Here is a 13,412-nt window from a genome sequence, read left to right on the forward strand (position 1 = left end):
TGAAACGATCCCGCTGATCGACCTGGAAGCCCCCATGAATGAAGTCGACGATCAATTGAGAGAGTTGCTGCCGCGGATGCGTCGCTTCGCGGTCTCCCTGACCCGCGATCACAGCAGCGCCGATGATCTGGTGCAGTCGAGCCTGGAAAAAGCCCTCTCTGCGTGGAACAGCAAAAGGCCCGAAGGCGACCTGCGTGCCTGGCTGTTCTCCATTCTTTATAGGCAATTTCTCGACGCCCATCGACGTTCACGTCGTTACAATCGCATGCTCGAGCTGTTCACGGGCGGCAAGGAGGATCATTTCGAGCCTTCGGTCGAACGAACGATTGTCGCGCAGACGACGTTACAGGCCTTCGATCGCCTCAACACCGAACAGCGCGCCCTGCTGCTGTGGGTCTCGGTCGAAGGCTTGAGTTATAACGAAGTGGCGGCCATTCTCGACGTCCCGGTCGGCACCGTCATGTCCCGCTTGTCTCGTGCGCGCCAGGCCTTGCGCCAGCTCAGCGAAGGCGAAATCACCACCCCTGCCCTGCGGATACTGAAATGATCACTCTGCCCCCCAGCGAACGCGATTTGAACGCCTACGTCGATGGTCAGCTCAACGACGCTGATCGGTCGACGCTGGAAACCTACCTTGCGGCGCACCCCGAACTGTCCCGGCAGGTACAAGCCTGGCAGCGGGACGCCCAGAGCCTGCGGGCTGCGTTGAGCGGTGAACTGCATCGGGCGCCGAATCCGGAGCTGGACCCCGCTTTCATTCGCCAGCGCATGCGCCGCAATCGCACCCGACACTTCGCGACCGCAGCCGTATTGCTGATCGCCGTCAGTGTCGGCGGCCTGAGCGGCTGGCACGCCCGGGAAATCACCTTTGCCAGCGCCAATCCGCCGATGGCCGACGCGGTGCAGGCGTATCGCATGTTTGCGGTGAACGCCAACATGGCCAGCGACTGGAGCAGCGACAAGGCGAACAACGTGCAGGTCTGGCTGGACAAGAATTTCGCTCAGGCCAATCGCTTGCCCGATCTTGAGTCGGCGGGTTTCAAACCCGTCAGCGGACGCCTGACGACGACCGAACAGGGCGCCGCGGCCATGGTGGTGTACAAGGACAGCGAGGGCCGGACATTGAGTTTCTTCATCCGCCCGCCAGGAGAAGCCAATCATCTGCTGCCGCGCGGCTCGCGTCGCGATGGCGAATTGCAGGCCGATTACTGGTCAGGCGCAGGTTACAACTACGCCGTGGTGGGTCCGGCGGACGACCCTGCCGCGCAGGCTGCGCGACTGGCGTTGAAGCAACCGATCTGATCGCAAAGCCGGCCCCTCGTGCGGTCGACAACGCCGCCGTCGACCGCAGGAAGGCTGCCGAACGAACGGCAGCCGGCGGCCACGATCAACCGCGCAGCTGTCCCGGCTCGCTCTGCAGCATGGCTTTTTCCTGAACCCCTTCAAGCGTGTACTTCAACAACGAGGTGCCACGCCCCTGTTTCGCCTCATTATCCTGCTGCAGCGCCTGTTGCAGCACGCTGAGGAAATTCCGGGTCTTGCTTTCCGTGACCGGGGTAAGCTTCTCGGACTGCAGAACACCCATCACGTAAGTGGACACGCGCGTGGACTGGCTGGCGGACTGCGTCACCGACGCGTTGACCAGCGCGCCCTTGTCGTAACCGATGCTGGCTTTGCTGCTGGACTGATCGTTGATCTGGTAATACAGATAGTTCTGCGTCTTCGGATCGCGTTGCAGGTCGAGCTTCTGCCCGGCATACAGCGCCTTGTGATAACTGGCGCTCAAGTGCGCCTGTTGGTCCTGCACTAGGGTGCGATTGAGCGGGTCGCGGCCTTTGGACTGCGTGGTCTGCGACAGGGTGTAGGCAAAGGTGTCCAGCTCTCCTGGCCGCGCGGGGTTGCCTTCCTGACTTTTCTCGCTTACCGAGGCGCTGAAATCGCCCAGACCGCTGAGCATCGCGTGGTCGGTGTCCGTCAGCTCAATGGAGTTGACGGTCTGCGGCGCGGACGACGCGCGAGTGCCGGGATAATGACTGTGCAGCGTGGTGAAGGCGTCCTCGAACATCGACAACAACTGCTGATCGCCATCGCCGCGTTTGCGCGCAGCCTCGATCTGACCGATGTAGCCCTTGAGCGCTTTGGCCTGCTGATCGCTGTCGCCAATCACCGCCGCATTTTTCAGGTCCACCGACATCTGCAGCTCCCCCGCCGCGCCGCTCATGCGCACCGATCGCTGATCGGCGTCGGCGTGCAGTTCGAGGGTCTGGGTGTTGTTGCTGTCGAGCTTGACGCGGGTTTTCAAATCGATCGACGAGAACACGCTCGCGTCGAATTGCGTGAGTGCGTCGAGCTTCAACTGCGGCGGCCGCGCGGTCACGCCGTCGATCGCCGACTGGAACCCATCGGCCATTCTGCCCAACGCATTGAGTTCATCGTCGCTCAGGTCGCCTCCGCTGACCTGCGCCTGCACGGCCAGGCCGTCGTCCTGACTGGAGAGCGTCAGTTCGATGGTCTTGCCGCTCGCAGTGCGGATGCTCAGGCTGATGCTGTTGTCGGCATTGCTGTGTAAGCGGGTCTGCGCCGCTGTCAGCTCGGCGGGCTCCAGTGCGTGGCCCGAAGACGACCGGATGACCGACTGCGAGATGCCTTTGCCCGATTCAGCCAACTGACCGAGCAAGGCCGCGCCCAGGCCCTGGAACCGACCGGCGGTGGCGGACGTATTGAAGTTGCCCATCATTGACAACGAGACTTTGTCCTGACGGGTGTACTCCCAGGCAGGCGCTACCTCCGCGCCTGACAGCACACCACGCGCGCTGTAGGTCTGGGCGTCGAGTGCCGATGTTCCCTGCCCCAGTGAGACCACCGTTGAAGGCGAAGCCGTGGTGCTCACCGACGCTGCGCCAGCCAGTGGCTCATTGGCCACAGGCCGCGTGACGATCGAGAGCTGCACAACCGAAACAACCGATGAAATCGCAGTCATGACGCGTCCATGTTCAATTGAAGGGATGATTTCCTGCTCGGTTTGTCGGCTGCGCTCTTTGTATCTTGAGCGATACATTGCCAAACCTGTCGGTGCGTGCTTGCCCCACAGGTTTTGCAGCCTGGCTCGATACCAGTCAGCTCCGCATTAACCTTGTAGGAGTGAGCTTGCCCGCGAAGGCTGAATTCCAACCGCCGCATGCCCGCCGAATGCACCGGCCTCTTCCCGGCTGAAGCCGGTCCTACAGACGCTGCGGGTTTTTCGTAGGACCGGCTTTAGCCGGGAAAGCGTCGGGCGTCACGCATTTGATCGAGGGGTCTTAAAGACAATTGGCTCACTCCCACCGGGGATTGCAGCGCAGCGAAGTCTTCGGGCCAACCCCAATCCTGTAGGAGCGCGCTTGCCCGGAAGACTGCGTTCCGACCGCCACACGCCAGACGGATGTGCCGCAAAACACGCGATGTTCACGCTGGACATGTCGCCAACGCCTGCGCCACTTCCGCGAGAATCGCCGGATCGTCGATCGTCGCCGGGATTGTGTAAGCCTCTCCATCGGCGATCTTGCGCAATACGGCGCGCAGCGTCTTGCCGGAACGGGTCTTGGGCAAGCGCTTGACGACAATCACCCGGTTGAAACAGGCCAGCGCGCCGATCCGTTCGCGGACCCAGGCCACCAGTTCCTGCTGCACCTGGGCCGGGCTCTGGTCGACGCCGTCCTTGAGCACCACCAGCGCCAGCGGCACCTGCCCCTTGATCTCGTCGTGCACCCCGATGACCGCACTCTCCGCGACCGCCGGATGCTGGCCAGCCAGATCCTCCATCTCGCCGGTCGATAGCCGATGCCCCGACACGTTGATCACATCATCGGTGCGCCCCATGATGTAAACGAACCCCTGCTCGTCGACATACCCACCGTCACCGCTGTTGTAGTAGCCGGGGAACGCCTGCAAGTAAGCGCTCAAGTAGCGCGGATGGTCGTTCCACAACGTCTGGCTGCAGCCCGGCGGCAGCGGCAACGCGATGACGATCGAGCCCTGCTCGCCCGGCCCGAGCAGCTTGCCGCCCTCGTCCATGACCCGGACCGCATAGCCTGGGACCGGGCGATTGCTGGAGCCCGGCGCAGGCCGATGCCCTTGCAGACCCAGGCACGGCGCGGTCACCGGCCAGCCGGTTTCGGTCTGCCACCAATGGTCGAGCACCGGCTTGCCGCTCAGGCCTTCGAGCCATTCATGGGTGCTGGAGTCAAGCTTCTCGCCGGCCAGAAACAACTGCCTGATGCTGCCGAGATCGCGAGACGTGAGATGATGGCCTTGGGGATCCTCCTTGCGAATGGCGCGCATCGCCGTCGGCGCACAGAACAGCGCGTTGACCCGGTACTGCTCGATGATGCGCCAGTACGCGCCGGCGTCCGGCGTCCGAATCGGCTTGCCTTCATAGAACACCGTGGTGCAGCCCGACATCAGCGGCGCGTAGACAATCAGCGTATGGCCCACCACCCAGCCGACATCGGAAATCCCCCACCAGACGTCCCCCGCGCTCATGCCGTACACCACACCCATGGTGTAGAGCATCGCCACCGCATGCCCGCCGTTCTCCCGCACAATGCCTTTGGGTTTGCCAGTAGTGCCTGAGGTGTAAAGGATGTACAGCGGATCGAGACTGTTGACCGCCACCGGGTCCACCGGCGCAATGCCTTCCAGCGCCTGACGCCAGTCCAGATCGCGGCCCGGCAGCAGATCACCAGGCGCTTGCGGGCGCTGCCAGAGCAGCACGTGCTCCGGGCTAAACGCGGCCAGCGTGAGCGCTTTGTCCACCAAGGGTTTGTAAGGAATGACCCGATCAAACTCCAGCCCGCACGAGGCCGTCAGCAGCAGCCGGGGCTTGAGGTCGTCGATCCGCAGCGCCAGTTCGTGGGGCGCGAAACCGCCGAATACCACCGAATGAACCGCACCGATTCGCGCACAGGCCAGCATGGCCATGGCCGCCTGAGGAATCATCGGCATGTAGATAATGACGCCGTCGCCCTTTTCCACGCCAAGCGTGCGTAACAGGCCGGCCAGCCGCGCCACTTCATCGCGCAGCTCACTGAAGGTGTAAGTCGCCTGTTGACCGGTCACCGGCGAATCGTAGATCAACGCCCGTTGCTCGCCCCGGCCCAGCTCAATCTGCCGGTCCAGCGCCAGGTAGCAGGTGTTCAGCTCACCGTCGGCGAACCAGCGATGGGTACCGTCCGGCAGCGCTTCGAGCGTTTGCTGCGGTGCCCGGTACCATGCCACCTGACGCGCCTGTTCTCCCCAGTAGGCCTGCGGATTGGCGATGGATTGGAGGTGATGATGGGTGTACGCGGCGCCCGAAGGCTCGGCATTGCGGTCATTCATCCGTGGATCCCTGTGATTGTTTTTATGAGGGCTGACAACACAGGATTGAAACTAGCAGAACCTGCGGCGCCTGCCATGGCGCCGGCTTCACGTCAGACCGTCACACCGCCCGGGCGCCTTCCCGGCGTTGCAACAGCAGGCCGCCCAGCGCCAGCAGTGCCAGCACCACCACGACCGTGCCGTAGACATTGGTGGTGCTGACCAGACCCAGGTGCTTGATCGACATGCCGGCGACCAGCGCCGGCACGCAGAAGGCCAGGTAGCTCAGGGCAAGGAACGCCGACATCAACCCGGCGCGCTGATGCGCATGAGCCAAGGGCAGCAGCAGACGCAACGCGCCCAGAAAACTCGCTCCGAAGCCGATCCCGGCGACCACGGCGCCCGCGAAGAACAGCCACAGCCAGCCCAGATTGACCGCCGTCAGAATCACCGAAACGCCCGCGGCGAGAAAACTGCACCCCACCAGCAGCGCCCGGCGCGGGGCGCGCAGCCTCAGGTTCATGATCGAAATGGCCCCACTGATGGTCAGCGCCGCGACCGCCAGTCCGCCATTGAGCACCGACGTGGCGCCCGTGGCGGCAGTCAGTAACGACGGCGCCAGGGACAGGAAGAAACCGCCCAGCGCCCATGCCGCGATGTCGGCAGGCAGCACCAGTAACAACGTGCCGCGAGCCTGCGGCGGGACGTACAGCGTCGGCCTCAGGGTTTTCAGCACACCGGGCTGCGGCGTGACCGTTTCGCCCACGCGCAGCAGGTACAGCGCCTGCAAGACGAACGCCGCCAGCAACAGCAGATACGCCAGTGTCAGCGGCATGGGTGCATATTCCACCAGGGCACTGGTGCCCAGCGCGCCCAGGGCCATGCCGAACATCGGCGCAATGCTGTTGATCAACGGGCCCTGGTTCTGATCGGTGTCGAGCATCGCCGCGCCCAACGCGCTGGTAGCGATCGCCGTGGCAATGCCCTGCAGCATGCGCGCGGCGACCAGCCAGGTCACATCACTGGCGCCGATGAATATCAGCATTGACAGGATCTCCAGCAGCAACGACACGAAGATGACCGGACGCCGTCCCAGAAAATCCGACAATGACCCGAAGATCAGTAGCGTCGCCAGCAGGCTCAGGGCGTAGACAGCAAAGATGACCGTCAGTTGGACCGGGGAGAAGCCCCACGTCTGCTGGTACAGGTGATAGAGCGGCGTCGGTGCGCTGGACGCGGCAAAAAAGCACAGCATCACCAGCGCGAAGTACCCCAGGTGACTCGACTTCCGACCATCGACTTGCGGGTTCTGCAAAGAATCAGACACGAGTACACTCTCCCGAAAAAGCACGCCACAAAAGCAAAGATTTAGCTTTACGGAGTGTGCGAGCAGAATCCGCTTAAAGCAAATACTTTGTGTTAAGGTCCGCTCCATGGCTATCAAAGAAGGCATTCGTACTGGCGGGCGCAGCGCGCGGGTACAGAAATCAATCTATTCGGCAGTGCGCGAGCTGCTCGATGAACAGGAGCGCTCGGCCCTGAGCGTGCCCATGATCGCGGCCCGCGCCGGCGTGACGCCGTCGACCATCTACCGTCGCTGGGGCGATCTGACCGCCCTGCTCGCCGACGCCGCCGTCGAACGCCTGCGCCCGGACGAGCCGGTGGACTGTGGCAACCTGCGTGACGACCTGCGCACCTGGGTCGAGGTATACCTGGAAGAAACCAATTCCGCCCCCGGACGCGAGATGATGCGTGACGTCGTCGCCAGCAGCGCCACGCTGTGCTCGGGCAAGTGCCTGAACATCGTCCGCGACCAGTTGCAGATCATCATCGATCGGGCCCGCGAGCGTGGCGAACGCAGCCCGTCGGCCGACGAGCTGGTGGACGCGGTCGTGGCGCCGATGGTCTACCGTATTCTCTACGCCGAGTCAGCGCCCAGCCTTGAGCGAATGCACCAGTTGCTGGATCGCTGCCTGGGCTGAGCCGGCCCTGATGCCCCGATCGACCGATCGCCCATGAGCCGGCCAAGTGGTTATCATGGCGACTCATCGATCACAGGTACTTCGCGTCCCATGCACACTCTTGCAGACCTGCGCGCTGGCGCGCTGAAAGGCGTGACCCGGCTGGACCTCAGCTGCGAACTCAGCGAGTTTCCCGACGAGATCTTCGGCCTTGCCGACACGCTTGAGGTGCTGAACCTGTCCGGCAATCGCCTGAGTGCGTTGCCAGCCGATCTGCACCGGCTCAAGCACCTGAAAATCCTGTTCTGCTCCGACAACCCGTTCACCGAATTGCCGCCATCGCTGGGGCAATGCCAGCAGCTGTTTTTCGTCGGCTTCAAGGCCTGTCAGATTACCCACGTTTCACCCGACGCACTGCCGCCCCGCCTGCGCTCGCTGGTCCTGACAGGAAATCTGATCGAGTCGTTGCCGGAAGAATTGGGTCAGTGCCAGCACCTGCAGAAGCTCATGGTTGCCGGTAACCGCCTGCGTTCCCTGCCGGAATCCCTTGCAGCGTGTCACCGCCTGGAACTGCTGCGCATCGCGTCCAACCAGCTCCGTCGACTGCCTGACTGGCTGGCGACATTGCCGGCGCTGTCGTGGCTGGCGTTCTCCGGCAACCCGCTGAACGACGTGCACACCGAAGCGCCTATCCGACAGATCGCCTGGCAGCATCTGACGCTGGGGCAAGTGCTGGGAGAAGGCGCGTCGGGGATCATTCATCAGGCGCAATGGTTTGAAGACGAGCTGACCGTGGACGTGGCGGTCAAGCTGTATAAAGGCGAACTTACCAGCGACGGCTCACCGCTGAACGAAATGGCGGCCTGCATCGCTGCAGGTCAGCACGCGGGCCTGATACCTGTGCTGGGTCAGCTCTATGCGCATCCGCAAAACGCCCGCGGGCTGGTGATGGCGCTGATCTCTCCGCGCTTCGTCACCCTTGCCCGGCCACCCAGCCTGGAATCCTGCACGCGGGATGTTTACAACGGCACGCGTCTGTCCTTGAACACCTTGCTGCGCATGGCCCGCGACATCGCGTCAGCCTGCCGCCATCTGCATGCCCATGGCATCAATCATGGCGATCTGTACGCACACAACATTCTCTGGGACGAAAGCGGCAACAGCCTGCTCGGCGACTTTGGCGCGGCCGCGTTCTATCCGGACGAAGAAACCGGCCAGTGGCTGGAGCGAATCGAGGTTCGGGCGTTCGGGATTCTGCTGGGCGAATTGCTGGCGATCTGCAACGCGACTGAGGGTGAAACGTCGTCACTGCGCGCACTGTACTCGCGCTGTGTGCAAGCCAGTCTGAAGGATCGGCCGACCTTCGCGGCCATTGACGACGCCTTGCGTCAGTGACTGTGATGTGCTCAGGAGCGCCAACGGACGCCTCCTGTGCACGATTGAGGCAGCCTCAGCCCGCCAGACCGACGTAAACGTTCTGCACGTCGTCGTGGCTGTCGATGGCTTCAAGGAAGGCTTCGACTTCTGCCATCTGCTCGTCGTTCAGGCCTTCGACCGGGTTCTTCGGACGATAACCGATCTTCGCCGACTCAACGGTAAAGCCGAACTCAGGCAGGGCCTTGCAGACGGCGTCCAGGTCAGTGGGCTCGGTGTAGAACAGGGTCACGCCCTCATCACCGGCCTCGACATCCTGGGCGCCGGCCTCGATGGCGGCCTCTTCCGGATCAGTCTTGCCATCGCCTGCGGCTTCAATCATGCCCAGGTGATCGAAATCCCACGTGATGGAGCCGGCAGCACCCATCTGGCCCTTGCGGAACAGCACACGAATCTCGGCAACGGTGCGGTTCACGTTGTCGGTCAGGCACTCGACGATCAATGGGACCTTGTGCGGTGCGAAGCCTTCGTAGGTGACTTTCTCGAAGTGCACGTGCTCGCCCAGCAGGCCCGCGCCTTTCTTGATGGCGCGTTCCAGGGTTTCACGCGGCATGGAGGCTTTCTTCGCCTGCTCGACCACCAGACGCAGGCGGGCGTTCATGTCGGGATCAGCGCCGGAACGCGCGGCAATCATGATTTCCTTGGACAGCTTGCCGAAAATACGCCCTTTGGCGTTGGCTGCCGCTTCTTTGTGTTTGACCTTCCACTGTGCGCCCATGATTGCTCTCTGTTCCGATGGCGGTAGACCGACAATGCCCGCCCGGCGTGGGGCGCCGGGGCGGATGACGATAAACGCTGAAAAATGGTGACCGATGATGACACGCCGAGGCAGAACCGTGGCGCCCGGCGCATTTTATACGCGATAGCGCCAGATGAAACCCCTGTCACGCTGCCGCCGATCAAACCAGGGTCGATAAGTTTCGAGGAAAATGCCGATGCACTGCCGCGGATAATCAAGCGCAAGCTGTAGTCCGCTTCTGAAAATTCGGAAGTCGCGCTTTTCCTGGGCCGCTTTCCGTACCCTCAGCGCCTTCGTTTTTCAAGGTGGACACGCAGATGGGCGACGCCCTGCACGTGACAATGACGCTGACGGTCAGCGATAGCGCCGATGCCTGGCAGGTCATCGGCATCAATGGCCGGGACCGACTCAACGGCCTGTTTCGCTTCGACATCGACCTGCTCAGCGCTGATCCCGAACTCGACTGTCATGCCCTGCTGCAGCGCCACGCCTGCCTGACTTTCGGCCCTGACGCCGGGCAGCAGCAGCGCGTTCATGGCCTGATCTCAAGCGCCCACCGACTGCACCGCGGCGCCAACCTCAGCCTGTATCGCCTGCGCCTGATGCCCGCGCTACTGCGCCTGGGCACGCAACGCCTGCCTTGCACGTTCAACGGCATGAGCGTGCCGCAGATCATCGCGCGGCTGTTGAGCGGGCATGCGCTACTGGATATGACCGTCGGCCTGAACGACCTGACCGGCGTCTATCCGGCGCGTGAACATTGTATTCAGTACGGTGAAACCGACCTGCATCTGCTGCAGCGTCTGTGCGAGGAAGAAGGCATCGGCTTCTGTGTTGAGCATCGTGCGGATGGCCATGTGCTGAGGTTTGCCGATGATCCGACGGGGTTTGCCGAATGGCCAATGGCAATCGATGTGTCGCACATAGCTGAACAGTTCTCGCTGCAGCGCTGCATCAGTGACCATGCCAGTGAGCCGCAAGGCTCATTCGGCCCTGAATTACCGGCAGGCCGCGCGGCAAACCCGTCGCTTTCTACCTATCGCGGGCTGGACGATGCAGCGCGACATCAATGCCAGCGCGCTGGGCGGGATCTGGAGCGGCTGCGCTGCGAACGGCGTCGGGTGACCGGTCGCAGCGCGTCGCCCTGCCTGCTCAGTGGCCGGGTCGTACGCATCGAGGGTCAGCTCGAATCGCAATTCAACGATCAATGGCTGATCACTTCAGTACATCATGTGGGCAAGCAGCTCACGCCGCTGGTGGGTTGCCCTGCCGAAGACGTCATCGAGATCCTGAAATTGACCGGTACCCGACCGCCCGCCGGCGTCTGCGCGCCTGCCAGTCAACGTGCGTGGTACGCCAACGCGTTTGACGCTATCCCTTGGGCGATGCCCTTTCGTCCGGCACGCCGACACTTCAAACCCTGCCTCGACGGCCACCTGTGGGCAACCCAGACCCGCGACGCGCCCGACCGGTACGGCCGGGTTTGCATTCGCTACGACTGGCAAACCTGTGAAAATGGCGAGAGCCTGGCGCGCCTGCGCCAGAGCGTGCCGCTTTCTCAGTGCGGCACGCGCCTGCGCATCACCTTCTTCGGCGGCGATATCGACCAACCGCTGGTCAGCGGCGTGGCAATGACGACATCACCGGACGGTCCCGCGGATCTGCAACTGCGTCTCGACGGTGCGGTCATCCTTCAACCCCCGCGCGTCGTCAAGCTGCACGCCCATCAGCGCCTGCTTATCGACGGTCAGACAGCACTGTCAATCAAAGGCAATCACGGCTTGATTCGCCTCGACCACACCGCTATTCATTACTCGCAGGCCGCTGATGAAGCATCTGGCAAGACCGGGGAATTGCCCTAGGAAAAGTCAGCGGTGCTTGAAGTCCGGTTCGCGCTTTTCAATGAACGCAGCCATGCCTTCTTTCTGATCTTCAGTGGCGAAAGCCGCGTGGAACACCCGCCGTTCGAAGCGAATCCCCTCCGCCAGGCTGACCTCGAAGGCGCGGTTCACGCTTTCCTTGACCATCATGGCAACTGGCATCGACTTGGCCGCGATGCCGGCGGCGACCTTCAATGCCTCCTCCAGCAGTTGTTCCTGCGGAATTACCCGCGCCACCAGCCCGGAGCGTTCGGCTTCCGTCGCGTCGATCATGCGACCGGTCAGGCACATTTCCATCGCCTTGGCCTTGCCCACGGCACGGGTCAGGCGCTGAGTGCCGCCCATTCCCGGCAAAACGCCGAGCTTGATTTCCGGCTGACCGAAGCGCGCGTTGTCCGCGGCCAAAATGAAATCGCACATCAGCGCCAGCTCACAGCCACCTCCCAAGGCAAAACCGGAGACCGCCGCAATGATCGGCTTGCGCCGGCTGGCGACCCGATCGCTGTCGCTGAACAGGTCATCCAGGTAGATCTGCGGGTATTTCAGTTCTGCCATCTCTTTGATGTCAGCCCCGGCGGCGAACGCTTTGGCAGATCCGGTGAGGACGATGCAGCCGATGTCCCGGTTGCTTTCCAGCTCATCCAACGCATGGTTGAGCTCGCTGATCAGCTGCGCATTCAACGCATTCAGCGCCTGTGGACGGTTCAATGTCAGCAACGCGACCCGACCTTTTACTTCTTTTAGAATTGTCTCGTAAGCCATTGTTTTATAACCCGTTAAACTAATAGTGACGTTATCTAGAAACGACGTCATCTGACATTAAGAATCCTATGCAAGCTATTGAATTTCATATCAATTAAGCTCAATAGCCATGGCCGTCGCCTCACCGCCGCCAATGCAGATTGCCGCAACCCCACGTTGCAGACCGCGTTGCCTGAGCGCCGAGAGAAGCGTCACGATGATTCTCGCGCCGGACGCGCCGATGGGATGGCCCAGCGCACAGGCCCCGCCGTGCACGTTGACCTTTTCATGGGACAGTCCGAGCTTGCTCATGGTGACCAGTGCGACCACCGCGAAGGCCTCGTTGATTTCGAACAGATCGACCTCATCCAGCGACCAGCCTGTCTTGCTCATCAGCGCTTCGATTGCGCCGACGGGCGCCGTGGGAAACAGCCCCGGCTGATTGGCGTAGGCGGCATGGCCGCGAATGGTTGCCAGCGGCGTCAGTCCCCGGCGTTTCGCTTCGGACTGCAGCATCAGGGTCAGCGCCGCCGCGCCATCGGAGATCGAGCTGGAATTGGCCGCCGTGACCGTGCCGCCTTCGCGAAACGCAGGCTTGAGCCCGGCGATCTTGTCCAGCCGTGCTTTGGGCGGCTGTTCGTCGTGGCGCACGACTTTCTGCTCTTTGCCGACCGTCACGTGCAGCGCGACGATCTCGGCGTCGAAGTGGCCGCGTTTGATGGCCTCCTGAGCACGGGTCAGCGACGCGAGGGCGAAGGCGTCCTGCGCCTCCCGGCTGAAGCCCTCGAACGCCGCGCACTCCTCAGCAAAGGTGCCCATCAGGCGGCCGCGCTCGTAGGCATCTTCCAGGCCGTCGAGAAACATGTGGTCTATGACCTGAGCGTGGCCCATGCGATAACCGTTGCGCGCCTTGTCCAGCAGATACGGCGCATTGGACATGCTTTCCATGCCACCGGCGACAATGATGTCAGCGCTGCCGGCAAGCAGCATGTCATGGGCCATGATCGCCGCCTGCATGCCGGAGCCGCACATCTTGTTGAGCGTCGTGCAGCGCGTGCCGTTGCTCAGACCGGCGCCCAGCGCCGCCTGGCGTGCGGGGGCCTGCCCCAGCCCCGCTGGCAGCACGCAACCGAACAGCACTTCGTCGATATCAGTCTGCGCAAGCCCGGCGCGTTCGACCGCGGCGCCGATGGCCGCCGAGCCCAGTTGCGGCGCCGTCAGGCTTTTCAGGTCGCCCTGAAAGCCGCCCATGGGCGTGCGCGCGGCGCTGACGATGACAACCGGGTCGTCGTGGTGCATCTGGCGTTTGTTCAATGACAT

11 protein-coding genes are annotated in these 13,412 nt (G+C 62.7%); 5 read left to right on the forward strand and 6 right to left on the reverse strand.

What is annotated here, in order from left to right; genetic code table 11:
- Positions 1–34: 34 nt before the first annotated feature.
- Together BMZ10_RS04490 and BMZ10_RS04495 are read left to right on the forward strand one after the other, a co-directional pair.
- On the forward strand, positions 35–547 hold the full coding sequence (locus BMZ10_RS04490) for an RNA polymerase sigma factor (protein ID WP_093458825.1): 513 nt from the start codon (positions 35–37) through the stop codon (positions 545–547).
- Positions 544–1,302 carry an anti-sigma factor gene (locus BMZ10_RS04495; protein ID WP_093458826.1) on the forward strand — a complete coding sequence of 253 codons (759 nt, stop codon included), beginning with the start codon at positions 544–546 and terminating at the stop codon, positions 1,300–1,302. The genes BMZ10_RS04490 and BMZ10_RS04495 overlap by 4 nt, the downstream gene beginning before the upstream one ends.
- Positions 1,303–1,387: 85 nt before the next feature.
- On the opposite strand, the gene BMZ10_RS04500 is transcribed toward BMZ10_RS04495, so the two are convergent.
- From BMZ10_RS04500 to BMZ10_RS04510, 3 genes are all read right to left on the reverse strand, one after another.
- A complete protein-coding gene (locus tag BMZ10_RS04500) occupies positions 1,388–2,980 on the reverse strand; it encodes a hypothetical protein (RefSeq protein WP_093458827.1) in 1,593 nt (530 codons plus the stop codon).
- A 464-nt stretch (positions 2,981–3,444) separates the two neighbouring features.
- Positions 3,445–5,358 (reverse strand): propionyl-CoA synthetase, encoded by a 1,914-nt coding sequence (locus BMZ10_RS04505; RefSeq protein WP_093458828.1) that lies wholly within the window; start codon positions 5,356–5,358, stop codon positions 3,445–3,447.
- Positions 5,359–5,458: 100 nt separating this feature from the next.
- Positions 5,459–6,592 (reverse strand): MFS transporter, encoded by a 1,134-nt coding sequence (locus BMZ10_RS04510; protein ID WP_093460009.1) that lies wholly within the window; start codon positions 6,590–6,592, stop codon positions 5,459–5,461.
- Positions 6,593–6,770: 178 nt separating this feature from the next.
- Between BMZ10_RS04510 and BMZ10_RS04515 the strand changes: the two genes are divergently transcribed.
- Together BMZ10_RS04515 and BMZ10_RS04520 are read left to right on the forward strand one after the other, a co-directional pair.
- The gene (locus BMZ10_RS04515) at positions 6,771–7,319 is read left to right on the forward strand and encodes a TetR/AcrR family transcriptional regulator (protein WP_093458829.1); all 549 of its coding nucleotides are present in this window, start codon (positions 6,771–6,773) and stop codon (positions 7,317–7,319) included.
- 90 nt (positions 7,320–7,409) lie between these two features.
- Entirely contained in the window at positions 7,410–8,693 is a 1,284-nt protein-coding gene (locus BMZ10_RS04520; RefSeq protein WP_093458830.1) for a leucine-rich repeat-containing protein kinase family protein, read from the forward strand.
- Between the two features lie 55 nt (positions 8,694–8,748).
- On the opposite strand, the gene BMZ10_RS04525 is transcribed toward BMZ10_RS04520, so the two are convergent.
- On the reverse strand, positions 8,749–9,450 hold the full coding sequence (locus BMZ10_RS04525) for a YebC/PmpR family DNA-binding transcriptional regulator (protein ID WP_093458831.1): 702 nt from the start codon (positions 9,448–9,450) through the stop codon (positions 8,749–8,751).
- A gap of 338 nt (positions 9,451–9,788) precedes the next feature.
- Between BMZ10_RS04525 and BMZ10_RS04530 the strand changes: the two genes are divergently transcribed.
- Positions 9,789–11,333 carry a type VI secretion system Vgr family protein gene (locus BMZ10_RS04530; protein WP_093458832.1) on the forward strand — a complete coding sequence of 515 codons (1,545 nt, stop codon included), beginning with the start codon at positions 9,789–9,791 and terminating at the stop codon, positions 11,331–11,333.
- A 6-nt stretch (positions 11,334–11,339) separates the two neighbouring features.
- Here BMZ10_RS04530 and BMZ10_RS04535 read toward each other — a convergent pair whose 3' ends face one another.
- Together BMZ10_RS04535 and BMZ10_RS04540 are read right to left on the reverse strand one after the other, a co-directional pair.
- Positions 11,340–12,113, reverse strand: a complete 774-nt coding sequence (locus BMZ10_RS04535) for an enoyl-CoA hydratase (protein ID WP_093458833.1) — start codon at positions 12,111–12,113, stop codon at positions 11,340–11,342.
- 90 nt (positions 12,114–12,203) lie between these two features.
- Positions 12,204–13,391 carry an acetyl-CoA C-acyltransferase gene (locus BMZ10_RS04540; protein ID WP_093460012.1) on the reverse strand — a complete coding sequence of 396 codons (1,188 nt, stop codon included), beginning with the start codon at positions 13,389–13,391 and terminating at the stop codon, positions 12,204–12,206.
- Positions 13,392–13,412: the final 21 nt, after the last annotated feature.

This window comes from Pseudomonas sp. NFR16 (assembly GCF_900108875.1).
Taxonomy (GTDB): Bacteria; Pseudomonadota; Gammaproteobacteria; order Pseudomonadales; family Pseudomonadaceae; genus Aquipseudomonas.